Below are 23684 nucleotides of genomic sequence, written 5' to 3'. Positions count from 1 at the left end.
CGGGCGGAGAGCTCGCCGAGGCGCGCGCGCGACCGGATCAGGACCCCACGGCGCTACCCAGGCGGCTCGACGGCAGCGCGAATCACCGCCGCATCGGCACGAGGCGAAGCGAGGTGGATCGACACGGCCTCCCGCATCATCGCCTGACCCTCGGGCTCGGCATCGCTGAGCCCTTCCGTCATGAAGTCGAACATCGCGAGGCTCATCGGGTCGAGCAGCTCGTCCTCGTGCCTGAGCACAGCTCGCCTCTTGTCCTCCCAGCGATAGCAGAAGAAGAACTCCTGCACCGCTCGGTTCATCGAGCCGCCTGGCATCATGCGAGCCAGGAGATCGCCCGGGTCGATCCCACCCGCATACCTGTCCTCCAGCCTCATCTCGCGCAGCTTTCGCCGCGCGAGCGCGAGGTCTCGCTGGAGATGTTCCGGGACCGCCATCTTGCCCTGTGCAACCGCCTCATCCGCTGCCGCCACCCCCCGCTCCGCCAGCACCCGTCCGGCCTGTGTTCGCTCCATGGCGAAGCAGGCGAACGCGCTGTACAGGCACGCTTGGACGAAGAACGGCACCAGGTGGACACCTCCGTCGCGACAAACAGGTCCGAGCAACGACGCGGCCCGGCGGTAGCTGCGCGCGGTCTCTGGTACGCGCTGCAGCTTCCCGAGCGCATTGCCCAGGTTGAGATAGATGAAGGCCAGATTCTCCCATCGCTCCCGGTGGCCTTTGCAGAGCGGTCGCAACAGGCCGATGGCGCGCTCGTAGTAAGGCAGCGCATCGTCGAGCTCACCCCGGCGGGCGTGCAGGTTCGCCTTGCGTTGCAGAGCCTCCGTCCAGTCGACCACGGCGCAGCGGGAGAGCGTCCTCGGCTCGTGGCCCTCCACGAGCTCCAGGACGCGGTCCACCGCGGACTCCGCAGCGAAGGCGTCGCCCTTCTCCGCCGCATTCCGCGCCTTTTTCAGGTACAGGCCGGCGAGATCGGGGAGCAGCTCGGCGCGACCGCCGTCCTTGAGCTGAACCTCGTAGAGCCAGATGGCCTGCTCCAGATCGGGATCCCTCTCCGCACCGGCCCTGTCAGCGAGCCGGCGGGCCCGCTTGCCGTACAGCAAAGCAAGCTCTTCGTGAACGCGGCTGGGGTTGTGAGCGTAGAGGTGCCGGAGCATGGCCTCGCTCTTGCCGAAGGCCGCACGGGACTCGTCGCGCCTGCCAGCGCTCGCCAGGATCTCTGCGTAATTCTGATAGGAGCGGCTCAGGTTGAGCCCGAGCTCCATCCGCCCTTCATCGACGACCAGCTCCTCGCACCATGCCACCGATTGCGCGGACAGCGCCAGGGCCTCGTCGAACCGCCCCAGGTCGGCCAGGATGCAGCCCCTGGTCCCGGCGATGGCGCTGCGCCCCTGTCGGGCTTCGACCAGGCCAAGCGTCACATCCCACTTCACCTCTTCAGGCCATGTACCGTCGACGAGGCGGTCACAGAGCCCCGCGGCGTGCTCCAGCAGGCGCAGCGCACCTTCGTTGTCATGCAGCCTCCGCAGGACCATGGCCCGGTTGTAGGACGCCAGGGCAAGCTCCTGTACCGCCGCGGGTGTGTCGCCCCCGACCGCGAGGCGTCGCTCGCGCGCGTCGACGACGACAGCGAGGATCGCGTCCGCCTCGGCGTGGCGCCCGAGGTCGTCGAGGACGCAGGCCTTGTTCATCTGCCAGACTTCGCCTTGATGGTCGAGCGTCGCGCACACCTGCTCCAGCGCTTCTCGCCCCGCTGGCGGCGCTGCGGCGAGGCGCTCTCGGGTGAACTCGCTGAAGTTGCTCACCGCCTGCAGCGCCCGATCGCAGACCGAGAGCGCCCCGCGGAGGTCGCGCGCAATGCTCAGGGCAGAGAACTCGGTCATGAGCAGGGATGGCACGTGGACCCCCAGGTGGTCCCAGCCCTCCGCGCGAATCAAGGGCACGATGGTGTCCCGCACGCGCTCGAAGTGCTGGTGGGCAAGATCGCTGCGGTGGAGCTTGCTGAGGATCAGTCCTTGAAGCGAACAGGCGCCCAGCAAATTGCCGGCGATCTCAGGATCCCGCCGTCGCTGCAAGAGAGCTTCCCACCTCGCGATGGCGTGCGCCGTCGCGGCGCTGGCGCCGGGCAGGTCGTCGACGATCGCGTGGGCCCAACCCTTCTCCTCGAAGAGCTCTGCAGCGGCCCGCTGCACTGCCGGCTCGTCCTGCCCCGGCAGGCCTTCCAGGAGGGTCCGCGCTTCCTCGTAGAGCGAGAGGGCCTCGATCAGCTGGGCCCGCTGGGAAAGCGATGTCTCCCGCGCTGGCGGGCCGACGTCCGGGGCGCCGCGTCCAGCGAGCTCCATGGCGCGAGCGAGGTGCACTTGCGGCTGGAGCGGCTTGCTGGGCCGCGGAATGTCGCGGGACGCCCCGGTCGACACGGCAGGGAGGGCCGGTGATTCCCCGAGCAAGTCCTCGTGCAGCCGCGAGAGCGCCACCCGCACCTCGGCGCCGCTGGACCAGCGATCCTCGGGACGCGGCGCAAAGCAGCGACGCAGGATGCCGGCGAGCCCGTCCGGCATCGGCGCGAGGCCGGTGCGCTGCCCGCCGTTGCGCAGCAAGGCGTCCAGCACGTCCGGCGCCTCCACGCCGCGGTTCCATGTCGCCCCGCCTGTGAAGACCTCGAGGATCGAGAGGCCGAGGCTCCAGACGTCGGTCTGCGGCCCGAGAGACCGCCGCGCGTATTGCTCCGGCGAGCAGTAAGCCAGCGTCAAGCCAGCATGTCTCGCCAGCCCCGTCCCGTCCTCCGCGCTGATGATGGTCCGGGCGCGGGCGAGACCGAAGTCAGAGAGCTTCACCTCGCCGACGCCGGTGAGCAGGAAGTTCCCCGGCTTGACGTCCTGGTGGACGATGTTGGCACGGTGCGCGGCTTCCACGCCATGGGCCAGCTGCACTGCCAGGCGCAGCGCCGCGGGCAGCCCGTCCAGGCGGTGTTGCCGGATCCAGTCCGCCAGGGATCCGCCGTCCGCATGATCCGTGAAGAGCAGCATCTCCTCGGAGATCGTGCGCGCGAAGCGCAGCTGCATGAGGTTGGGGTGGGACGGTAGATCGATCCAGGACCGCAGCTCACCAAGGAACCTGCGCCGCTGAGCCGTACCGCTCACGCGGGCGCGCTTGACGGCATACCGCTCCCGGGTGAGCAGGCTCTCGACGAGGTAGACCTCGCCCATCCCGCCTCGACCGAGCAGGCGCTCGACCACGAAGTCGTCCAGGAGCACGTGGCCGCGAGGCCATGCCTCGCCTCCAGCCATGCCGGTGAGCCGGCAAGCGTCTCCGGCCGCCGCTGTATCGGTCTGCGTGCGTACCGGAGCGGCGGCGTCGGGGTGACCTGTCATGAGCTTCTCCTGCTTCCCTCGCGCCTGCTCGCTCAGCTGGCAGGCGCTGTCTTCGCGATCGTGGTCGAGTCCTGGTCCTCGCTGGGCGGCGCTCCGATGGCCGAATCAGTCTCTGTGGCTGCTGTCACTTCAGGCGTCGCTGGGGCCTCGTACCCCGGGATCGAGATACGGAGAGAGGTGCGGCCGATGCGCAGTCGGTCGTCTGGCTGGAGCACAGCGGTGGTGACGCGACGCTCATTGACATAAATTCCATTCTTGGACTGCAGATCGCGCGCAATGATGGCGCTGGACGTGACATCTATCAGCGCGTGGCTGCGCGAGGCCTTGGGATCGTCGTCAGGGAGCTGCAGGTGGGCGCGCGCATCGCGGCCCAGGACGTAAGTCCTGCCAGCTTCGAGGACGAGAGTTTGTCCCTGGAGGGGCCCATCCTCGATGACCAGAGACGGCGCGCTTCCCTGCCGCGGAGCGTCCATGATACGGCGCAGGCCGGTCACCACATCGAGCCATGCGTCATCTTGATCGGACCAGCGGCTGATCGGCACGCCATTGGACGGCAAGGGGCGGAGATCAGCGAATGGGCTCATCGAGTAGTCTACCGGACGGATGAGCACGGGCACGAGGCGGAGCGAACGCGAACGGTGCCTCGTCAGCGCGCGCGGCACGAGGTGTTCGGTGAAGAGCGCATCGGCGAGCAGATCCGCGCTGAGCAGGAAGACCGCGACGTCCGCGTCGCTCAATTGCTGGACGAGGGTGCCGATGACCACGTCGCCGCCGAGGAGCCGGCTCTCGGCGTCGATCACCAGGACGCCCTGGCGCTCCAAGGGCGAAAGCCGCAGCTCCAGCGCCCTCTGGAACACGCCGTCACCAGGCGCCGAGCCACAGAATACACGGAGCGGTCTACCCATCGGGGCTTCGGCTCCGACCCCGCCCCCTCGCGCCGGTCCCACCCATCGTGGACAGTAGCGTACCCGACGGCCAACCCGCCTTGTCAAGCATCCGCGCCTCCGAGGCGAAGGCGCCCTCCTGCGACGGGCAGACGTCCCCCGAGGCCGCCGCGATGATGCGCGACGTGGACTCGCTGCCAGGGCTCGGTGCAGAGGCGGCTCCGATCCCCGCCGCACCCCCGACCCGGCACGGAACCGGCGACCGCGGCTGGCTCCCCCTCCCTTCCCCGCCTACCCTGACCTCATGGCCGCGCCGACCCCGCTCCGCCTCGCCTGGGCGACCGACGTCCACCTCAACTTCCTCTCTCGCGAGGAGCTCGCCGACTTCTGTTCGACCCTCGCGGCCACGGCCTCCGACGCCGTCCTCTTCACCGGCGACATCGCCGAGGCCACGAGCCTCCGCCCCCTCCTGGAGACCGTCGCCAGGGCCATCGAGCGCCCGCTCTACTTCGTCCTGGGCAACCATGATTTCTACCGCGGGAGCATCGCCGCCGTGCGCGCCGAGGCCGCCGAGCTCTCCGCCGCTTCCCCCTGGCTCAGGTGGCTCCCATCGATTCCCCCGGTCGAGCTCGGCCCGGACACCGCTCTCATCGGCCACGACGGCTGGGCCGACGCCCGACTCGGCGACTACGAGAGGTCGCCCGTGATGCTCAACGATTACGTGCTCATCAAGGAGCTCGCCTCCCCCGGCCGGCGTCGCCGGAGAGAAGCCCTGCACCGCCTCGGCGACGAGGCAGCGGCGTACCTCCGCCGTGCCCTGAGCGAGGCCCTCGACCGCTATCGGCGCGTGATCGTGGCCACGCACGTCCCCCCGTTCAAGGAGGCCTGCTGGCATGAAGGCCAGATCTCCAACGACGACTGGCTCCCGCACTTCACCTGCAAGGCCGCAGGCGAGGCGATCCGCGACGCTGCCGAGCAGCACCCGGAGCGGCGGATCGAGGTCCTCTGCGGCCACACCCACGGCGCCGGCGTGGCGGAGATCCTCCCGAACCTCGTCGTCCGCACCGGCGGCGCCGAGTACGGCGAGCCCGCGGTGCAATGCGTGATCGAGGCCACGTAGGCCGGGATCACGCCGCGATCCGTGCGGCGGCCGCGTCCAGCGCTAGATCCTTCACGTGGTGCAGGATGAACGAGGTCGCGCCCGCCACGCGCGCGGTCGCCCGCTCGGGCAGCTCCTCGGCGTGGCCGAGGCGCGTCAGTGCGCTGTCGGATCGTTGACGCGTCCCGCGAAGAGGATCGCCCCCGTCGGCACGTCGCTGATGAAGAAGAAGAACGGGCGATCCAGGACGATCGCCGCCGGCTCGGGGAAGAAGCCCGTGCTCGTGGCGCCGAGGATGACCGCCGTCGCCGCCGCTGCCTCGGTCCCGGCCTCGTCCACGTCGATGACCGCCTGGTGAATGACCTCCTGGATCCCGATGCCTCCCTCCGCGACGATGCCCGTGAAGTCGGCGTCGTCGGGATCGAAGGCGACCTCCATGCCGAGCCCCGCGAGCGCTCCCGTGAGAGAGGTGGACAAGCCGAACGAGAACTTCGGCATCGTGATATCGACCGAGTAGTCCTGCGTCGACGCGATGATCTCCTCGAGCGCCGCGCCGTCGAGCGACGCCTCGAACGCGTCCGCGGTCCCCTCGGCAGGCAGCACGACGAACATCGAGACAGGGGTCCCCGCATAAGGGATCTCCACCGCTTCCCAGCCGTCGCCGGCGCCGTAGCCCGTCTGCTGCTCGCCGCGCATCATCGGCACGGTGACGCTCGTGCCGTCGCCGCGCCGGAAGGTCCCCGGCTTCGTCGCGTCCTCCTTGAACGGCGCGCTCCACGCGGCGTCGAAGTAGACGGCGTTGGCCAGCACGACCAGCGTCTCCGCGTTCACGTCGTTCACGAGGAGCTTCGGGATGTTGCCTTTCGTCTGGTCCTTCACCCACGCATTGATGAGGGCCTCAGCCTCCTTCGGGGCGGTGAAGTCCGCGAGCCGCATGCTTGTCCCATAGCTCTCGCCGAGCACCTTCAAGAATGGCTGCTCGATCGGGAGGCCGACCTGCGACCAGATCGCGTTGGCCGTGTGGAGCCGGAAGCCGCTTCCCTTGACGGCGCTGGAGCCCTCGGAACGCTTCTTTAGATCGAGGTCCACGTGGTTGAACGCCGGATGCAGCCGCGCCTGCGGGAGCTCGAATCGCATCGCCGTGGCAATCGCCTGTTCCGTCGTGGTCCGCGCGCCCGCGTAGGCCATCGCGAGCGCCGTCGAGATGCTGAAAGGCGAGTAGATGACGTTCTCCGTCGAGCTGTGGAGCGCGCGGCCGAGGTCCAGCGCGAAGCTCGCGTTGTTGCGCGAGAGCGACGCCTGATCCTCCGCCGAGACGTCCGGGTTCTCGATTCGCGTCGCGCTCGAAGGCAGCACGCAGCCAGCCTTCCTCTCGAAGCACTCGACGGGCGCCCCGGTCGAGCCGCCCCCGCCCTGGCCCGAGCCGCCGCCTCCCGTACCCCCGCCCTGGCCCGAGCCGCCGCCTCCCGTACCCCCGCCCGGGCCCGAGCTGCACCCCACCAGGACCGACATGAGCATGGCCATCAGGCCAGTTGCCTCGCGCATGACGCCGGGGCCAGGCAGGCCGCATGCCAGAGCGCCCCGCGTGAAAATTGCGTCATCAGCCCCGGGGGTGTGCCGCGCGCGGCCCGGGAGTCAGGACCAGATTGTGCCACGATGAGCCGCAGGACAGCTGCACGAGCGGACACGCCAGAAGAGGCGCCACCTTGCGGCCGAGCCTCGCTGAATCGCGTCTTCCCGCGGGGTGACGGCCCACCGAGAGCGCTGCGCTTCATCCGGCGGGCGGGCTCGGCAATAGGTGATCGCTGGAGCCTTCTGCTCTGGATCGATCGCCGTGATGCGTGGTCGCGCACAGCCGGACAACGTCGTGTCGGGTGCGGTTCGAGCGAAGGACGACCGAGGGTGCCGGCATCCACCAGGTGACGGTCGAGCGGCGACGCAGGATCCATCCGCGCCTCGCGGATCGAGGATCGAGGCCGGAGTCACGGCAGGAGCGTCGTTTCCGGTCCCCGGGAGCGCACGGGGCAGCTCGCGCCCATTCCTGGGGCCCGCTCGGTCACCTGGACCACACGACTGCACAACGCGACGGAGCTTATCATGAGAACAGGCATCATTTTATTGCTGGCGGCAACATCTCTTTCAGCGTGCGCGGGAGAGGTGGACGACCTGCCCACGAGCGAGATGGACGCCGCGCCCGCGGGCATCATCGGAGGCACCATCGACGAGGGAGACCCGGCCGTGGTGCGGCTGCAGGTGAGCCGACCGCGAGGAAACGACTTCAGCGTCAGCTACTGCACCGCTTCGGTCATCGCCCCGACGGTGCTCCTGACCGCAGCCCACTGCGTGCAGCCCTCGCAGGTGAACGGCGCGACCATCAGGGCCTTCTTCGGCACCGACGCCCTGAGCGAGGAAGGTACCTGGGTCAACGTGACAGAGACCCACTTCGACCCCGCGTACGACGGCTCGAACATCCGCGCGGGGCACGACATCGCGGTGGCCATCCTCGAGGAGCCCGTCTCGGTCCAGCCGCTGCCTTACAACCGCGCGCCGATGACCGAGGCCACGGTCGGCGAGCCGGTCCGGCTGATCGGCTTCGGCGCTGATGACGAGGGGTGGGACGGCGTCAAGCGCCACGTCTCCACCACCGTCAACACCGTCACCCCGCTCCTGCTCGGCCTCGGCGACGCGGCCCACCACACCTGCGTGGGAGACTCGGGCGGGCCCGCGCTGATGGATGTGAACGGCGTCTCCACCATCGTCGGGGTGACGTCGTTCGGCACCTCGAACAACACCACCATCTGCGCGGACGGCTGGGATACACGGGTCGACCTCTACCTCGACTTCGTCGACCAGTTCGTCGACGCGCCCTAGGCCGTTTTCTTCGCGGCCATCGCGCAGGCGCGGCGCGCTTCGGCCGTCGCGGCGCGGTCCTCCATCGACCAGTCGAGGAGCGCTTTGAGCGGCTCGAGTGCGAGGAGCCGGTGTGCCTACCCGCTGCTCAGGGACAGGTCGGTCGCCATGCGTCGTCGGCGAAGTACCTGGCGATGAGATCGTGGAGCGGGCGATCGTAGTCGCGCAGCTCGGCCCGGGTGTTGATCTCGTTGTGGATCCCGTTCCCCGGGATCGCTTCGATGTTGGTGTCGAACCAGTCCTGGACCCCTTCGGCCCAGTATTCGTCCTTGTTCGTCGCGGCGTAGGTGTTCGCCCATTTTCCGGCCTGCAGCGCGCCCTCGAACACGTCCGCGAGCTCTCGGTCGAAGGTCGGCTCGGCGAACGCGATGCCCATGATCGCGATGGCGTGCGAGAACTCGTGCACCAGGATGTCCTCGCCGATGTACCGATCGCTCGGGTAACACAGGACGTTCTCCTCGGCGCAGGAGCTCGCCGGGCGGGCGGGGGTCGCGCCGAGGCCGCGGGCCCGCGTGTCCCAGTCCGTCCCCGGGAACGCCTCGTAAAGGTCGCTGTGCTCGGGGATGTCGGTCGTCACCTCGGTCTCCGCCATCACGGCGACCCGCGTGTGGTTCGCGATCATCGCCTGACGCACGTCGTCGCGATGGCCGAGCATGCGCAGGATGACCGAGCACGCGCGCAGCAGCGCCGCGTCCGGCGTCTTCTCGGAGCTGATGACGGGGATCCCCGTGGCGTCGATGTACTTCTTGTAGAAAGGGTCGAGCCCCAGCTCGGACGGCACGTCCGAGACGCTGGCGCACGCGCTCTCGGGTTCCCCGCCCCCGCCCCCGTCCCCGCCCCCGGTGCCTGTCGCGGTGCTGGACGTCGTGCCTTCCGCCGCGCTCGAGCTGGTCTCCGCGGTGCTGCCGGAGCCGCCGCTGCCGACTGGCCCCGTGCCACCGCCGCCCGCGCTGTCGTCGATCGGCGACTCCGAACAGGCAGCCAGGGCACAGGCGAGGACCGCGACGCATCTTGCACGCATGCTCGCGATCTTACATGAGCTCATGCCAGCGTCCAAGTTGCTCGCATGCCGGCGGGTCAGCCGACGCTGCGCTGGACGCCCTGCGCCAGGGCCTGTCGGCGGAGATCGAGGCTGAAATGCTGGAGCACCCAGCGCTCCGCGTCGGTGACGGACGAGAAGACCTTGACCGGATGCGGCGGCGGCTTCACCCAGTTGAGCGCGGTCAGGATCCCGTTCACCAGGCTGGAATCGCCCACGATGCCGGACGCGAGCAGGTGCGCGCGCGTCTGGCGCTCGTAGTCGACGTACATCTGCGCGACGGCTCGCCGCTGCACGGCGTTCGGCATTCTGCTGCCGCGCGTGTCGTTGATCAGACCGAACGGCCCCTTGACGATGAGCTGAATCATGCCCCTCATCAGCACGTCCCAATCGTCCTGGGTGTAGTGCTTGCCGGCTCGCATGACGACCAGCGGATAGCGCGAACGATCCAGCTCAACCCCCACAGCCAAGACCGGCTCCGTCTCGAAGGATGCTACTCTGGCACGAGGCGCGGCTTGGTTCGCACGAGAGGGTGATCCTGGAGCATGCAGGGGTCATCGACGTCCCGCCCGGTTCAGGAGGGCGGCATTCAAATGAAGAGCAAAGCGACGCGATGATGTCAACAAGAATCACGGCGCCGACCCGAGGGCGTGCCGTCACCGAGAACGAGATGGACGTCGCAAAGCATGGCCTTGCTCATCTGTCGAAGGCGTCATGCGAACCGAGGCCCTCTTCCCCCTGCTCGTGCTCCAGCTCCTGCCCGCCTGCGGCCCCGCCTCCGAGGTGAAGGCGCCCCCCTCAGGCGGGCAGACGTTCCCCGAGGCCGTCGCGATGATGTGCGACGTGGACGCGCTGGCCGGGCTCGATGCAGAGGCAGATCCTATCAGCGTCGGGCAGCAGCGCTCGGAGTGGGTTGCGCAGCATGTGTCCAATCCGGACGCGATCGAGCTCCGCACGCTGCTCAGCGTGAAAGGGGCCGCGGAGCAAGGCGGGATGCTGCGCGAGGAGGCCAAGCAGGTTGGGCTCGCGCGCTGCGCGCTGGCCGACGCGCTGGAGAGGGACGGGACGGGAGGGCTGTCGCCGTGAAGGCGTCGAGGGCCAGGCCGGAGCAGCACCCGGAGCGGCGGATCGAGGTCCTCTGCGGTCACACCCATGGCGCCGGCGTGGCGGAGATCCTCCCGAACCTCGTCGTCCGCACCGGCGGCGCCGAGTACGGCGAGCCCGCAGTGCAATGCGTGATCGAGGCCGCGTAGGCCGGGAACACGCTTCCGAGCGAGCTCGAGAGCGCTCATGGCGCCGCAAAAGCGCCTGTCCGAGAAATGTTCATCGACGCGGTAGAGTCGGTGTCGATGGTCGGCGCGAGGGCGCGAGACCGGATGGTCCGGAACGAGTATGGTGCGCCTCCTACGGCGTGCCGGGGCTGGCGGCGCTCGTCTCGAGGTCATCCATGGTCATCGCGCGATTCCTGGGTTGCGCGCTCGCGGCGGCGACGCTGGCGAGCTGCAGCGACCCCGATCCCATCATCGAAAACCGCTACGGCGCCTACGAGGGCGACGCCTATCCGGACCGCCGTCAGGAGATCGTGATTCCGGACGGCGGGATGGGCGTGGTGACCGATAGCCTCTCCGACACGATCTCCCTGATCGCGCTCGCGACAGGCGAGCGGTTCGGCGTCCGCCCCGTAGGCCGCGATCCCGTGACGATCGACGGGCCTCATCGCGTGGCCGTGGACGCCGCGGGCGGCGCGCTCTACATCGCCCTGTCGTACCCTTCCACCGCCGGCTCGAGCGGCCCCCATGCGGTGCACGGCGGGAGCACGGTGGCCGGCTATGTCCAGAAGCTCGCGCTCGACGACCTGCGCATCCTCGGGCAGGTGCGGGTCGAGGCCAACCCGGGCGACATCGTGATCTCGGAGGACGGCGGGCGCGTCGTCGTCTCCCATTTCGATCTCAAGCGCGCGCTCGACAACCCGGAGAACCTCGCGGCGGCGCGCTCATCGCTCGCGGTCCTGGATCCGGACGCTGTCTTGCCTCAGGGCTCGGCCGCGCCGACGCTCATCCCGGTCTGCAAGGCCGCGAACGGGATCGCCCTCTCGCGGCCGGACGGCGCCCGGGCCTACGTCGCCTGTTATGGCGACGACGCCCTCGCGATCGTCGACCTGACGGACCCGGACGCCGAGGTGAAGCTCGTCCCCGTCGGGCCGCCCCTGTCGTCCGACGCCCACGCGTCGGCCTACGGGCCCTACGCCGTCATGATGTCGCCCGATCAGAAGACCATCGCCGTGAGCAACACGGATAGCAGGGAGGTGCGCTTCTTCGATGTCGCGTCGGGGACGTTCGACGAGTCCAGGACGATCCTCACGATCGGCGCGCCTTATCTGGGCGCATGGACCCCTGACGGGAGGGCCATCTACGTACCGACGCAGGTGCCCGACACGATCGTTCGGATCGGCGTGACCCCGGACGGCGGCGCCGCCGTGTCCCGGAACATCAGCGAGGATTGCTTCAGGCCGCACCTCGCGGAGCTCGACGAGGAGCACGGGCTGTTCATCGTCTGCGAGGGCGACCAGACCGTGACGCCGGGCAAGGTGCTCCGGCTCGATCCCGGGACGCTGGAGACGCTCAGCGAGGCCGAGGTGGGCCTCTTTCCCGACGCGTTCGCGCGCGTCGCGGTGGGGGCGCGATGAGGGTGGAACAGCTACGCCACGGTGGGTTCCAGTAGCGGCTCTCCGCCCGGCTCGCCCGGCTCGACGCCCGCGCCGCCGCCCTCCGCCTCGCCGTCCTCGCCGCCGTCCCCCGCGTTGTTCTTCCCCGCCCCCGGCTTGCGCCCCCCGCCCCGCGCGAACAGCGACGGCGCGATCGCGTCGGCGTCGCCCTCGTTCCAGCGCAGGTACGACACAGCGCGGCGGCACGCGTCGTCATGCGCTGTCACGCACAGAATGAGAACATAGCGGCCTGGTGCGATTCGAGCGAAGGGCGACCGAGAGTACCGGCATCCACCAGGTAACGGTGAGCGGTGACGCAGGATCTGGCCGCGCCTCGGGGATCGAGGCCGCCGGAGCTGCGACCGAGGACAGGGTCGGCGACCCGGTAAGGCTGATCGGCTTCGGCAATGATGATGAGATCGCCGGGATCAACGGCGTCAAGCGCCACGTGTCCACCACCGTCAACACCGTCACCCCGCTCCTGCTCGGTCTCGGCGACGCGGACCACCACACGTGCGAGGGAGACTCGGGCGGGCCTGCGCTGATGAACGTGAGCGGCGTCCCCACGATCGTCGGCGTGACGTCGTTCGGCGGACGGCAGGCCCCCAGCCTCTGCATCGACGGCTGGGATACACGGGTCGACCTCTACCTCGACTTCATCGACCAGTTCGTGAACGCGCCCTAGCACTACCCGATCGAGGTCATGGATCGGCGGTTCAACCGCCCCCGGCGCACCGATCGTCCACAGCGAGGCGATCGCCATGTGCCCTGCGACTCAGGTCGCCGGGGCGCCGCGCTCCTCAAACGCCGTAAAGGACCTGGAAGACCCGCCGCAAGAGGCCGGGGGCGAAGCGCCGGGCATGCCACATCGCGGTCGTCCCCGGCCCGGGGAACACGAAGACACGCCTGGAGGGCAGCGCCTCTTCTATGGCGTCAATCACGGCATCCGGCGACAGGGGCTTCACGAGCTTGGTCGCCTTCTCGGGGATCGCCCCGCTCCCGATCATGGTGGACAGCATCGCGGTGTCCACCCCCGGGGGGCACACGCAAAGCACGCGGATCCCCTCGCCGGCCACGTCCTCGGCCAGGCACTCGGCGAACCCGACCACGGCGAACTTGCTCGCGCAGTAGGCAGGCAGCACAGGGGTCGGCATCCAGCCGGCGATCGAGGCGAACAGCACGATCTCGCCCGACCGGCGGGCCCGCATGGCCGGCAGCACCGCCTTCACCCAATGCACCGTGCCGAGGTAGTTCACCTCCAGGACGCGGCGGAAATCGGCGGAGGACGCCTCGTGCGCCCGCCCGGGCAGGCAAATGCCGGCCGCGTTCACGAGCCGGTCGACCTCCCCCAGCCGCTCATGGATCTCCTCCGCCGCCCGGGCGACCGCCTCGGCGTCGGATACGTCACACTCGAACGCCGAGATCCCGGGCTGGCTCGCTTCAAGATCCTTCAGCAATGAAGCCGCCCAATCCACGGCGGCCACCTTCGTGCCCGCTCGCGCCAGGCGTACAGCCGCCGCCCGCCCCATACCACTCGCTGCCCCCGTGACGATCGCCACGCGCGGATTTCCCATCTGCCGTCCTCCTCGAACAGGCGGTCCCGAAATGGTCCCGCTCCGATCGTTGTATTGTCTCATGTCAGGGCTGCCAGCTTACGGCGTCGTCTGCCTGGTGGAGAAGGCCGCCGGGACGCCGACGACGCCCGGAGAGCTTCTCTTCCTGGCACCTCGCCGACGCGTTTGCCGCCCGGCGTCGCCGCGCCGTGGGGTAGGATGGGGCCCATGGCTGTCATCCGCTTCTATCGCGCCGGCGACGCCCACGGCTCCTTCTCCAACTTCTCGCGCCACCCGGTCACCCTGAAAGGCAAGGTGTGGCCCACGAGCGAGCACTACTTCCAGGCCCAGAAGTTCCCGGGCACGGCCCACGAGGAGGAGATCCGCAACGCCCCCGGCCCCGGCGAGGCGGCCCGCATGGGCCGCCAGCGGAGCCGCCCGCTGCGCCCCGACTGGGAGCAGGTGAAGGACGACATCATGCGCGAGGTGGTGCTGGCGAAGTTCACCCAGCACGAGGAGCTCAGGCACGCCCTGCTCGACACGGGCGACGCCGAGCTGATCGAGCACACAGCGAACGACGCCTACTGGGCCGACGGCGGCGACGGGAGCGGGAAGAACATGCTGGGCAAGATCCTGATGGAGGTCCGCGAGCAGCTGCTTCGCTGACGCGCCGGAGAGAGCCTCTCTCCTCGGGAGCCTCGGGATCGCTGGTGTTACGCCGGTGGGAGCGCGCGGACGCCGGAGCACGCGCGAGCCCCGTCGGTCAGCGCTTTGGCGGAGACAACGGGGCCGGTCGGGTGGTACCACGGCGCAACTTCATGAGAAGAGCACCCATGTCGAGGCGCGTGTCCTTTCCCAGCGTCCTCACCGCGGCCGGGCTTGTCGCGCTCGCGTCCTGCGGAGGCCCCACCGCGGCGACGCCGCCGTCGCGCCCGGCCGAGGCCCCGTCCCCCGCGGGGAGCGCGCCGTCGACCGTCCCCGCGCCGCCGCGACGCGTGGAGTCGCTCGTCGACATCGTCCCGAGGGACGCGGCGCTTGCCGTGAGCGTCCCGGGGGCCGACGCGCTCCTCGCCGGCGCTGCGCCGGCCGTCCGGGAGGCGCTCCTCGCGGAGGCCGCGGCGGTCCTGGCGGGCCAGTCCGGCATGAGCCCTGAGCTCGCCCGCGACCTCGCGGCGTCGTTCGACGGCGCCACGGTGTTCGTCTTGGGCGAGGCGGCCCGGGGCGGAGCCGTGGGCGCGCGCGCCGAGCACAGCTGCGCGGCGGCGCGATTCCGCGACACGGCCCCGGTCGAGCGACTGCTGAAAGAGCTGCCGCGGGAGACCGGCGAGGGCGGCGTGTTCGCGATCCGGGGCGACAAGGACAGCGTGGTCGCTCACGGCGCATGGCTCGCGGAGTCGCGGGTCGCCCTCCTCTGCGCCCGGCCAGAGCCGCTCGCGAGGGCCCTGCGCGTCGCGGAGCGGCGCGAGCCGTCGTTCAGGACCTCCGCGCTCTTCCAGGCCGAGCGCGCCCAGGATCCCTGGCTCGCGGCCGACCTCCACCGGCTGAGCGGCAGCGGCGCGGCCGAGCCCGGGTCACGGCTCTTCATGGCCCTTCCCGTCCGCCAGGGCGCGTCCGCCCTCCACGTGGAGCTCGCCGTCTACGGGCCGGGGTATCCCGCCCTCGGCACGGTGCTCGCGGCGACGGACCATGGAGCCGTGGCGAAGCTGCCTGCGGGCGCCCTGATGACGCTCGGGCTCTCGCTCCAGCGGCCGCCCGGAAAGACGGTGAGCGACGTCCTCGGCGCCTTCGACGGGCTCGCCGGCGGGCCTGCCGCGGCGGCGGCCGCGGGCGCGCTCGCCGAGATCGGGCTCGAGCTCGGCGACCTGGACCGGGCGCTCGGCGGCGAGGCCGCGGTCGGGATCTACCGCGATCCGAAGCACAAGCTCACCCTCGCGGGCGGCCTCGCGGGTGGCCGGCGCGACGAGGCGCTCAGGCACAGCGCCGTGCTCATCGCGCTGGCGACCGCGGACGAGGCGGCGCAAAAGAAGGTGTTCGGCGCGGTCGCCGCGCAGATGAAGCGGACATCGAAGAAGCTCAGGGTCAAGCCGGGCTCGCTGGCGCAAGATCTCGAGGACGGCAACGAGCTGCGGGCCGAGGCGCGGCGAGGGTTCGTGCTGATCGGCGCTGGCGACCGGAAGTACCTCGCCCAGGTCGCCGCGCGCTTCGGGAACGAAAAGGAATCCCTGGCCGCGAGCCCGTCGTTCGCAGAGGCGCGGGCGGACGCGAAGGCGACCTCGCATCTGCAGATGTACATCGATCGTCAGGCCCTCGCGGGCGTGCTCGACGGCGCCGCGGCGGCGAGCTTCGGTGCCCTCGGCGGCTCGCCGACGCTGCTCTCGCTGGCGCTCGCGCCGAGCGACCGCGGGCTCGAGCTCACGCTGACCGGCCATGGCGGCGTCGAGATCCTCGGCGCGGGCGCCGCGCTCGCCGTCTACGGTGTCAGGCGCTACATCACCTCGGCGAAGACGGCGGAGGCGAAAAACACGGTGCTGGCGATGGCCCGCAGCGCGGCGGGGGCGTTCGAGCGCGCGGCGGGCGCGGCGGGCACGCAGAAAGGTGGGCCGCCGTCGCGCGCCCTCTGCAAGTCGGCCACCCCGGTCCCCGCCGCCGTGCCGCCGGGGACCCGCTACACGCCCTCTTCGAGCCCTGGAAAGGACTTCAACCAGGGCGACGACACCTCCGGGTGGCGGTGCCTGCGGTTCAGCGTGGAGGAGCCCTTCTATTATCAGTACGACTACCGCGCGGGCTCGGGCTACAAGGGCCCCGCGCGCGGCGGGCCCGATCCGGGCAAGGACGGGTTCGAGGTCTCCGCCGAGGGGGATCTCGACGGCGACGGCGAGACGAGCCTCTTCACGAGGACCGGGAAGATCATCAACGGCAAGCTCGTGCTGAGCCCGCAGATCTTCATCTCGAACGAGCAGGAGTAGCGCGCTCCCCTCACCGCTCCCGCGGCGCGACGACGCGCAGCGAGGCGCGCGCGTCGCCGATGCGCACAACGACGTCGCCCTCGCCCCAGCGCTCGTGGAGCGGGTAGGCGCGCATGCGGATACCGTTGCCGAGAACGCCGCTGCACAGGGCCGCCATGTGGCCGCAGCGCGGCGGATTGACCGCGAGGAAGTCGGGGTGGCTCCAGGCGATGCTCCGCGACGAAACGAGGTCGAGATCGAAGGGCTCCCCGCGCGCGGTAAGGGCCTCGACCTCGAGCTCCACATCGCCCTCGATGACGCCGGGCCCCTTCACGGTCAGCCGCGCGATCGGCGCGACGACGAGGGCGATGTCGCCGTTCTCGCACCGCACCACGCCGCGCCCTGCGCGCATCGCCTCGACGTACACGGGCGGCCCGTCCCCCGGCTCCACCCGGAGGGCGCCGCCGCCCTCGTGGACGCGGCACGCACCGCCGCTGCGCTCCGGGAGCACCACGCTCACGCCGGCGGGCACGCGGTGCTCGCCGAGCAGCGGGTGACACCCCGCGAGCCAGGGGAGCAGCGCCAGGACGCCGGCACGCACGGGCAGAACGCCGCGGCGCGCGGCGGCGCGGCGATGGCGCCTCGTGCCGGAGATCCGCGCGGCGACGGGCAGGCGGTGATTCCGGCTCATCATCGCAACGTATCATGACGGGGCGAGGGGCGCGCCCACGAGCCACCGCGGGCTCCGGTCCCGGCCCTGAGGAATCCCCTCATTCTACAGCCCTTTCAGCAGGAAAATTGAACAGGGAGGCGGGGAGACAGGGAGTATTTTGAAGATCTTCCTCCCCGTCTCCCCGCCCCCCTGTGAATTTTCCGAAGAATTTGAGGGGATGCCTCAGATCCCGGCCTCCTCGGCGCGTCGCCGTCACCTCGATCCCTGATCACCTCGCGCCGCGGCCGACTCCGCAGGTCGGCCATCACAGCCCGGAACGGCGCCTCAGAAGTCCGCCACGTCGAAGGGCTGCGCGGAGACCGACGCGTCCGGTCCGCTCCCGGTAGGGTAGCTCTCGGCGATCCCGCTGATCGTACCGTTGACGGCGCTGCTGCTCAGCGTGCCGCTCAGGTAGACGAACACCTCCCTGAACTCCGCGGGATCGACCTCGGTGACCTCGTACGAGCCCTGGAGCGCCTCGAGATCGATCGTGTGATGGTACCTGCCGGCGTCGACCTGCTCGGCCCGGAGCGTGACCGAGAACGACTCGTCGAACGCGCCGTCCTCCGTCGCGAAGGCCAGCGGGGCGTCGATCTGCAGGTGATCGGCGCAGTCCACGGCGAGCGCCGGCTCGGCGACGCCCGGCCCGCTCCCCTCCGGCCCGCCCGCCTTCGCCGGCTGGGACCGGACGAACCGCGCCGAGATGAGCTCGCCGAGGGAGACGGCCGCCGTCGTGCTGCCGCCCTTCGCCCACGTGAGCGGCGCGGAGCGCTCGCCGGAGAGCGCCGCGATCACCTCGTTCGCCGAGAAGCCCAGCGGGGAGACGACGTCCGCGCCGATGTCCTCCGCCTCCTCGTCGCACCCGCCCTCCGCGCCCTGGACTCCGCCGATCTGGCCGCCCTGCGGGGGGCCGCCCTCGCCATCGACGCACCCGAGGAGCCCGACGCCCGTCACCGCCGCAAGCACCCAAGAAAGCCAACGCCGCTCGCTCATGTTCAAGACCTCCTGCGGGCTACCTTGCGTTCGCCCGCGGAGCGGCGCCAGCTCAGCTTCGCACATTCCATACCGCAAATAGACCGATAACTGTGCGAATCTGCGATACGTGAACCACGAATCCCTCGCAAGAGAGCTGATCCGCGCCCTCCGCGGGCGGCGCTCGCAGCTCGGCTTCAGCCGCCGGCTCGGCTTCCGCACCAACGTCGTCTACACGTGGGAGTCCGGGCGGCGATGGCCCACCGCGGCCACGTTCCTCGCGGCGGCGCGGCGCGCTGGCGTCGACGTCGCGGCGGCGGTGAGTCGCTTCTTCCCCTCGCTGCCCGCCTGGCTCGCGCACACCGATCCGGCGTCGGCCGAGGGCGTCGCCGCGCTCCTCACCGAGATGCGGTCGATGTCGCCCATCGTCGACGTGGCGCGGCGCGCGGGCAGGAGCCGCTACGCTGTCGCGCGCTGGCTCTCGGGCGCGGCCGAGCCGCGGCTCCCTGACTTCCTGCGCATGGTCGAGGCCTGCTCGCTGCGCCTGCTCGACTTCGTGGCGCTCTTCGCGAACCCGGCGGCGCTCCCGGCGGCGAGCGCGGCGTGGCGCACGCTCGAGTCCCAGCGCCGCGCCGTCTACGAGGAGCCGCTGCTCCCCGCCGTCCTGCTCGCCCTGGAGATGCCTTCCTACCGGGCGCTGCGGCGCCACGAGCCGGGGTGGATCGCGCGGCGGCTCGGGTTCCCTGTCGAGGACGAGGCGCGCTGCCTGGAGCGGCTCGCCGAGGCCGGCCAGATCCGGAGGAGCCGCGGGCGCTGGAGCGTCGCGCCGATCCGGACCGTGGACACGCGCCCCGACCCGGACGCGGAGCACCGGCTCAAGTGCTTCTGGGCCGGCGTCGGGCTGGAGCGGCTCTCGCGCAAGGCGGACGGGCGCTTCTCGTTCAACGTCTTCACGGTCTCCGCGGCCGACCTCGCGAAGCTCTCCGAGCTGCACGTGAGCTATTTCCAGAACATGCGCGCGGTGATCGCCGAATCATGGCCGCCCGAGCGCGTCGTCGTCGTCAATATGCAGCTCTTCCCCCTCGACGGCGAGTGAGCCGCTCACGGTGGCTGTCGGTACCCCCGGGGGCGCCCGCGCCGCGCCCGCTGCTCTCCTCGATTCACACGATCGCGAACGCCCGGACCGGGAATGTACCGAAGGAGCGGACCTTCACCGGCACGGCGAAGAGCCGGGCCCCGGCGGCCGGGAGCTGGTCGAGCGCCGTCATGTGCTCGCAGATCGGGATGTCTTTTCCGAGCAAGATCGAGTGGACCGGCCGCGCTGGATCGGCCGTGTCGTCGATGTTGTAGGTGTCGACGCCCACGAACGCGACGCCCGCGCCGGCGAGGAGCCGCGCCGCGTCCCGCGTGAGGTACGGGTGCCCCTCGAAATAGCGCTCCGAGCGCCAGTGGTCGCTCCAGCCCGTGCGCACGAGGACGGCCTTGCCGGCGAGGTCGAGCCCCGCGAAGGCGCCCTCGTCGATCGCGCGCCCGGGCCGGTCCCGCGCCTCGATGACAACGCTGTCCAGGTCGGCGAGCGATTCGAGCCGCAGGTCGGCGAGGTCCTTGCCGTTCGCATAGCGATGGAAAGGGCTGTCCAGGTACGTCCCCGTGTTCGCGACCATGTCGATGCGGCCGATGTGGAATTCGACACCTTCCGCATACAGCTCGCGCGATCGCTCGCGCGAGAGGAAATCGCAGATGACGGGGGCCGGCACGCCCTTGTACGTGGTCATGCCGTGCTCGATGGTGTGGCTCAGATCGACGAGCCGTCGTGAGGTGGGCGTGGTCACGGTCCGCTCCTAGGGAGCGCCGCCACGCGGGCGGAGCCTCCCATGACCCGGTGAGTTCCCCGAGCCGCCGGCAGTTTCGCGACAGGACGCGAGGAGGTCCAGAAATCGGGTAAGTTGACATGCTCTCACATCCGCCGATAGAGTGTGAATTCGGGGATGGCGCGCTCGTTCCGGGGCACCCTGGGGCGGGCGCTCTGCGGTGGCGCCTCGGCGCGTGCCGGGCCGGGCGTCGCCATTGAAATGGAGCGTCGCAGGGGGAGCCGAGATCGCCCGCATGGAGAACGTTATGCCTGGGATGAACCGAGCCACGCCGCGTCGCGCTTTCATCCTGTCGGCGCTGCTCCTTTCCACCGGCGCCGTGGCGGGCTGCTCCTCCAAGGAAGGCGCCGCCGTCGCTCAGGAGCGGCGCGAGGCGGCGGCGCCCGCGCCCGCGCCGCAGCCTCAGGCGAAGGGCGCCGCGCTGGTCACGGTCGCCAGGGAGCAGCAGGCCACGTGGGTGCGCAACTTCAATCCCCTGCTCCCCGAGGGCAACTCGCGCTTCCCGACGGTCGCCGGCGTGTACGAGCCGCTGCTCGTCTACAACACGATGAGGAACGAGTACACGCCGTGGCTCGCGACCAGGTACTCGTGGAGCGACGGGAACAGGAAGCTCACCTTCACGACGCGCTCCGGGGTCAAGTGGTCCGACGGACATCCGTTCTCGGCGCGGGACGTGTCGTTCACGTTCGCGCTCCTCAAGAAGCACCCGGCGCTCGATCTGGCGGGGATATGGAAGTTCCTCGGCGGCGTCACGGCGGAGAGCGAGGACGTCGTCGAGTTCACGCTGAGGCGGCCCTACGTCCCCGGGCTCAGCTACATCGGCCACCAGCCGATCGTGCCGGAGCACAAGTGGAAGGACGTCGCCGATCCGGTCACGTACGCGAACGAGAGCCCCGTGGCGACGGGGCCCTTCACCGAGGTGAAGACGTTCCAGAACCAGGTGTACGAGCTCGGCAAGAACCCGCATTACTGGCAGGAGGGCAAGCCGGCGGTCGACGGGCTGCGCTTCCCGGCGTACCCGGGCAACGACCAGGTCAGCATGGCGCTCGTCAACGGCGAGATCGACTGGGCGGGCGCCTTCGTCCCCGACATCGAGCAGGTCTTCGTCGCGAGGGATCCGGCGCACCACCATTACTGGTTCCCGCTCGTCGGAGGCACGGCCACGCTGTACCCGAACTCCACGCGGAAGCCGTTCGACGACGTGCGCGTGCGCAAGGCCATCAGCATGGCGATCGACCGGGACCAGATCGTCAAGCTCGCGGCCGACAACTACACGCACGGCGCGGACGCGACCGGGCTGGACGACTCCTACGAGCGGTTCCGCAGCGAGAAGGCGGTGGCGGCGGGCGACTGGGTGAAGCTCGACGTCCAGCGGGCGAACCAGATCCTCGACGAGGCGGGCTACCCGCGGGGCGCGGACGGGGTCCGGACGAGGAACGGCAAGGCGCTGCGCTTCGAGATCAACGTGGTCAGCGGCTGGTCCGACTGGGTGCGCGCGGTCCAGATCATCACGCAGAACCTGCAGAGCGTCGGCATCGAGGCGACGATGCGGACGTACGACTTCAGCGCGTTCTACGAGGCGCTGCAGAAGGGCATGTTCGACATGTCGATGGGCTGGACCACCGTCGAGCCGACGCCGTACAACTTCTACCGTGATCTCATGAGCGCTGCGCTCGTGAAGCCTGTCGGCGAGATGTCCGCGCGCAACTGGCACCGCTTCGGCGCGAGGGAGGCCGACACGCTGTTCCACGCGTTCGAGGCCGCGACGGATCCCGCCGAGCAGAAGCGCATCCTCGAGGCGCTGCAGATGATCTTCGTGCAGACGGCGCCGGTGATCCCGCTCTTCAAGAACCCTTCCTGGGGCGAGTACAGCACGAAGCGGTTCACGGGGTTTCCCACCATGGAGAACCCGTATGCCAAGCTGACGCCGAACAACCCGCCGGAGTACCTGCTCGTCCTGACCGAGCTCCGGCCGAGGTGAAGGCCCCGGCCGGGCCGGGGCGGCGGCTCAGTTCGTGTCCTCGGCGGCTGGCCTCGGCGTCACGTCGAGGTTCACGGTCGTGACGCCGCCCTCGTCGACCTGGACGCCTTGGCCCACCGAGGTGGTCATGACGGTGATCAGGTAGTTTCCCGCGACGAGCGAGGGCACACGGAAGCTGCCGTCCTTGTCGGTCACCGGCGTGTGCCGCTCGAAGCCCGGCTTGCGGCCGCGGTTCGCGGTGACGAGGAGGCGGATCCCGGCAAGGGGCTTGTCGCCGGCGGTGACGCGTCCGCGGAGCTCGCCGGTCCCCTCGGCGAAGAGGGAGATGTCGCGGTTCACCGCCATGCCCTCCTTGACGTTCACGGACACCATGGTCGCGCGGCTCCCGTCGCGCAGCTCGACACGCACCCTCCCGGCCGGCAGGTCATCGATGCGATAGCGCCCCTCTTCGTCGGCCGCCACGTTCACGAAGCCGACCGAGCGGGCGAGGAGCGTGATCTTGGCGTGGGGGATCGGCGAGCCGTCCTCCCGGCGCGCCACGCCACGGATGCTCCCGCCAGGGGACATGACCACCTTGACCGGCTCCACCTTGCCGCAGTCGGAGATGTTCGAGGCCAGCGTGGTCACCGCGTGGCTCCCGTCGTAGGCGCGCACGTGGATTTCCCCCGTGGGCACGTGCTCGAGCCGGAAGGTGCCGTCGTCCTCGGTCTGCGTCTGCTGCACATCGGCCGAGGACTGGACGGCCTGCTCGCTCAGGTAGCCGGCGCCGAGGCGCGACTCGGCGTCGACGAACACGCCGGGCAGCGGCGTGCCCTGCGCGTCCTCCACCCTCCCTGAGAGGACGCACCCGCGGGAGAGCGCGAGCTCCACCGCAGCCGTATCGCCGCGCTCCACGGAGAGCATGTCGGAGAACCCCGGCGCGAGCTGCTCGGCCGTGGCCTTGAGGATCACGTCCCAGGGGGGAATCTGGTCGATGCGGAAGGTCCCATCGGGGCTCTCGAACGTCTGCGAGTACATCGGCGGCGGCGCCGGCACGTCGTCGGGAACGGCGGAGAGGACATCGATGGTGAAGCGGCGCACCGGCTCCTTGCGCTCGTCGAGGACGCGCCCGGTGATGACGCCGCTCCGCGACAGCGCGAGGCTCACGGTGTCGCCGCTGTGCGCGACCGCGTTGGTCGGGCCGTAGCCGGCCAGCTCGGCCTTGAGCTGGTACGTCCCGTCCGGGAGGCTGAGCTCGAAGCGCCCGCGCTGGTCGCTCTTCACGGAGCGCGCGGTCGAGGGGATGTTGCCGGCGACCTCGAAGGTCGTCGCGATGACGGTCGCGCCCGCGAGCTTGTCACCGTCCGTGTCATAGACGTGGCCGACGATCCGCGGGCCCTCGGGCTCGCGCGGCCCGGACGGCGCGGGCGACCTCAGGATGGCCCGGTTCCGGTAGGTCGACGATCTCCTCCGCGTCTCGCCCCCGGCCTCCTCGCTGTGCGCGGAGAGGGGCTCTTCGGCTCTGGAGCGGGCGAGCAGCATCACGGCGGCCGCGATCGCGATGGCGAGCAGGGCGAGCAGGAGGAGCCTGCCAGAGGACCGGTGAAGAGAGCTTGTTCGTGAGCTGTGCAGTTGCATCGTCGTGCCTCCAGGTGGCGTACCCCGGC

Annotated in this window: 21 protein-coding genes; 10 read left to right on the top strand and 11 right to left on the bottom strand. The window is 70.3% G+C overall.

Features of this window, described 5'->3' with window-relative positions; all coding sequences use genetic code 11:
* Positions 1–53: 53 nt before the first annotated feature.
* Positions 54–3368, bottom strand: coding sequence for a protein kinase domain-containing protein (locus WME89_RS20685; RefSeq protein ID WP_438010845.1), 3315 nt, complete (start codon positions 3366–3368; stop codon positions 54–56).
* A 32-nt stretch (positions 3369–3400) separates the two neighbouring features.
* The gene (locus WME89_RS20680) at positions 3401–4225 is read right to left on the bottom strand and encodes an FHA domain-containing protein (protein ID WP_438010844.1); all 825 of its coding nucleotides are present in this window, start codon (positions 4223–4225) and stop codon (positions 3401–3403) included.
* 331 nt (positions 4226–4556) lie between these two features.
* Here WME89_RS20680 and WME89_RS20675 point away from each other — a divergent pair, with 331 nt between their 5' ends.
* Positions 4557–5372: a metallophosphoesterase family protein gene (locus tag WME89_RS20675; protein WP_438010843.1), complete on the top strand. Its 816-nt coding sequence runs from the start codon at positions 4557–4559 to the stop codon at positions 5370–5372.
* A gap of 135 nt (positions 5373–5507) precedes the next feature.
* Here the strand turns inward: WME89_RS20675 and WME89_RS20670 are convergent, their stop codons facing one another.
* Positions 5508–6875: a serpin family protein gene (locus tag WME89_RS20670; protein ID WP_438010842.1), complete on the bottom strand. Its 1368-nt coding sequence runs from the start codon at positions 6873–6875 to the stop codon at positions 5508–5510.
* A 573-nt stretch (positions 6876–7448) separates the two neighbouring features.
* On the opposite strand from WME89_RS20670, the gene WME89_RS20665 reads away from it, so the two are divergent.
* Entirely contained in the window at positions 7449–8222 is a 774-nt protein-coding gene (locus WME89_RS20665) for a S1 family peptidase (protein ID WP_438010841.1), read from the top strand.
* Between the two features lie 127 nt (positions 8223–8349).
* Here WME89_RS20665 and WME89_RS20660 read toward each other — a convergent pair whose 3' ends face one another.
* Both WME89_RS20660 and WME89_RS20655 read right to left on the bottom strand, forming a co-directional pair.
* The gene (locus WME89_RS20660) at positions 8350–9282 is read right to left on the bottom strand and encodes a hypothetical protein (protein ID WP_438010840.1); all 933 of its coding nucleotides are present in this window, start codon (positions 9280–9282) and stop codon (positions 8350–8352) included.
* Positions 9283–9338: 56 nt separating this feature from the next.
* Entirely contained in the window at positions 9339–9764 is a 426-nt protein-coding gene (locus WME89_RS20655; protein WP_438010839.1) for a hypothetical protein, read from the bottom strand.
* Between the two features lie 250 nt (positions 9765–10014).
* Between WME89_RS20655 and WME89_RS20650 the strand changes: the two genes are divergently transcribed.
* The 3 genes from WME89_RS20650 (at position 10015) to WME89_RS20640 (ending at position 11986) form a co-directional block, all read left to right on the top strand.
* Positions 10015–10386 (top strand): hypothetical protein, encoded by a 372-nt coding sequence (locus WME89_RS20650; protein ID WP_438010838.1) that lies wholly within the window; start codon positions 10015–10017, stop codon positions 10384–10386.
* The gene (locus WME89_RS20645) at positions 10383–10553 is read left to right on the top strand and encodes a hypothetical protein (RefSeq protein WP_438010837.1); all 171 of its coding nucleotides are present in this window, start codon (positions 10383–10385) and stop codon (positions 10551–10553) included. Before WME89_RS20650 ends, WME89_RS20645 begins: the two co-directional genes overlap by 4 nt.
* Positions 10554–10747: 194 nt before the next feature.
* Entirely contained in the window at positions 10748–11986 is a 1239-nt protein-coding gene (locus WME89_RS20640) for a YncE family protein (RefSeq protein WP_438010836.1), read from the top strand.
* 11 nt (positions 11987–11997) lie between these two features.
* Here the strand turns inward: WME89_RS20640 and WME89_RS20635 are convergent, their stop codons facing one another.
* Positions 11998–12231 (bottom strand): hypothetical protein, encoded by a 234-nt coding sequence (locus WME89_RS20635; RefSeq protein WP_438010835.1) that lies wholly within the window; start codon positions 12229–12231, stop codon positions 11998–12000.
* Between the two features lie 77 nt (positions 12232–12308).
* Here WME89_RS20635 and WME89_RS20630 point away from each other — a divergent pair, with 77 nt between their 5' ends.
* The gene (locus WME89_RS20630) at positions 12309–12689 is read left to right on the top strand and encodes a trypsin-like serine protease (RefSeq protein WP_438010834.1); all 381 of its coding nucleotides are present in this window, start codon (positions 12309–12311) and stop codon (positions 12687–12689) included.
* Positions 12690–12804: 115 nt separating this feature from the next.
* On the opposite strand, the gene WME89_RS20625 is transcribed toward WME89_RS20630, so the two are convergent.
* Positions 12805–13563: an SDR family NAD(P)-dependent oxidoreductase gene (locus tag WME89_RS20625; protein ID WP_438010833.1), complete on the bottom strand. Its 759-nt coding sequence runs from the start codon at positions 13561–13563 to the stop codon at positions 12805–12807.
* 222 nt (positions 13564–13785) lie between these two features.
* Between WME89_RS20625 and WME89_RS20620 the strand changes: the two genes are divergently transcribed.
* Both WME89_RS20620 and WME89_RS20615 read left to right on the top strand, forming a co-directional pair.
* A complete protein-coding gene (locus tag WME89_RS20620) occupies positions 13786–14223 on the top strand; it encodes an NADAR family protein (protein WP_437665034.1) in 438 nt (145 codons plus the stop codon).
* Positions 14224–14390: 167 nt separating this feature from the next.
* A complete protein-coding gene (locus WME89_RS20615) occupies positions 14391–16523 on the top strand; it encodes a hypothetical protein (protein ID WP_438010832.1) in 2133 nt (710 codons plus the stop codon).
* Between the two features lie 10 nt (positions 16524–16533).
* Here the strand turns inward: WME89_RS20615 and WME89_RS20610 are convergent, their stop codons facing one another.
* Complete coding sequence (locus tag WME89_RS20610) at positions 16534–17196, bottom strand: hypothetical protein (protein WP_438010831.1); 663 nt, start codon at positions 17194–17196, stop codon at positions 16534–16536.
* Between the two features lie 303 nt (positions 17197–17499).
* Positions 17500–18207 carry a hypothetical protein gene (locus WME89_RS20605; RefSeq protein WP_438010830.1) on the bottom strand — a complete coding sequence of 236 codons (708 nt, stop codon included), beginning with the start codon at positions 18205–18207 and terminating at the stop codon, positions 17500–17502.
* Between the two features lie 109 nt (positions 18208–18316).
* Here WME89_RS20605 and WME89_RS20600 point away from each other — a divergent pair, with 109 nt between their 5' ends.
* Positions 18317–19282 carry a DUF4423 domain-containing protein gene (locus WME89_RS20600; protein WP_438010829.1) on the top strand — a complete coding sequence of 322 codons (966 nt, stop codon included), beginning with the start codon at positions 18317–18319 and terminating at the stop codon, positions 19280–19282.
* Between the two features lie 64 nt (positions 19283–19346).
* Here the strand turns inward: WME89_RS20600 and WME89_RS20595 are convergent, their stop codons facing one another.
* Positions 19347–20018, bottom strand: a complete 672-nt coding sequence (locus WME89_RS20595) for a cyclase family protein (RefSeq protein ID WP_438010828.1) — start codon at positions 20016–20018, stop codon at positions 19347–19349.
* 295 nt (positions 20019–20313) lie between these two features.
* On the opposite strand from WME89_RS20595, the gene WME89_RS20590 reads away from it, so the two are divergent.
* Entirely contained in the window at positions 20314–22038 is a 1725-nt protein-coding gene (locus WME89_RS20590; RefSeq protein ID WP_438010827.1) for an ABC transporter substrate-binding protein, read from the top strand.
* 27 nt (positions 22039–22065) lie between these two features.
* Here the strand turns inward: WME89_RS20590 and WME89_RS20585 are convergent, their stop codons facing one another.
* On the bottom strand, positions 22066–23655 hold the full coding sequence (locus WME89_RS20585; protein ID WP_438010826.1) for a carboxypeptidase regulatory-like domain-containing protein: 1590 nt from the start codon (positions 23653–23655) through the stop codon (positions 22066–22068).
* Between the last annotated feature and the right edge of the window lie 29 nt (positions 23656–23684).

It is taken from the genome of Sorangium sp. So ce321, assembly GCF_051530195.1.
Lineage (GTDB): Bacteria > Myxococcota_A > Polyangia > Polyangiales > Polyangiaceae > Sorangium.
This window is presented reverse-complemented; position numbering and strand designations above follow the sequence as displayed.

What these genes read in the sequence shown, in the direction of transcription:
- WME89_RS20605 (WP_438010830.1), bottom strand. Translation starts at nt 18,207, where the DNA reads ATGAGCGAGCGGCGTTGGCTTTCTTGGGTGCTTGCGGCGGTGACGGGC.
- WME89_RS20665 (WP_438010841.1), top strand. Translation starts at nt 7,449, where the DNA reads ATGAGAACAGGCATCATTTTATTGCTGGCGGCAACATCTCTTTCAGCG.
- WME89_RS20670 (WP_438010842.1), bottom strand. Translation starts at nt 6,875, where the DNA reads ATGGCCATGCTCATGTCGGTCCTGGTGGGGTGCAGCTCGGGCCCGGGC.
- WME89_RS20640 (WP_438010836.1), top strand. Translation starts at nt 10,748, where the DNA reads ATGGTCATCGCGCGATTCCTGGGTTGCGCGCTCGCGGCGGCGACGCTG.
- WME89_RS20620 (WP_437665034.1), top strand. Translation starts at nt 13,786, where the DNA reads ATGGCTGTCATCCGCTTCTATCGCGCCGGCGACGCCCACGGCTCCTTC.
- WME89_RS20685 (WP_438010845.1), bottom strand. Translation starts at nt 3,368, where the DNA reads ATGACAGGTCACCCCGACGCCGCCGCTCCGGTACGCACGCAGACCGAT.
- WME89_RS20610 (WP_438010831.1), bottom strand. Translation starts at nt 17,196, where the DNA reads ATGATGAGCCGGAATCACCGCCTGCCCGTCGCCGCGCGGATCTCCGGC.
- WME89_RS20660 (WP_438010840.1), bottom strand. Translation starts at nt 9,282, where the DNA reads ATGCGTGCAAGATGCGTCGCGGTCCTCGCCTGTGCCCTGGCTGCCTGT.
- WME89_RS20675 (WP_438010843.1), top strand. Translation starts at nt 4,557, where the DNA reads ATGGCCGCGCCGACCCCGCTCCGCCTCGCCTGGGCGACCGACGTCCAC.
- WME89_RS20615 (WP_438010832.1), top strand. Translation starts at nt 14,391, where the DNA reads ATGTCGAGGCGCGTGTCCTTTCCCAGCGTCCTCACCGCGGCCGGGCTT.
- WME89_RS20650 (WP_438010838.1), top strand. Translation starts at nt 10,015, where the DNA reads ATGCGAACCGAGGCCCTCTTCCCCCTGCTCGTGCTCCAGCTCCTGCCC.
- WME89_RS20590 (WP_438010827.1), top strand. Translation starts at nt 20,314, where the DNA reads ATGAACCGAGCCACGCCGCGTCGCGCTTTCATCCTGTCGGCGCTGCTC.
- WME89_RS20585 (WP_438010826.1), bottom strand. Translation starts at nt 23,655, where the DNA reads ATGCAACTGCACAGCTCACGAACAAGCTCTCTTCACCGGTCCTCTGGC.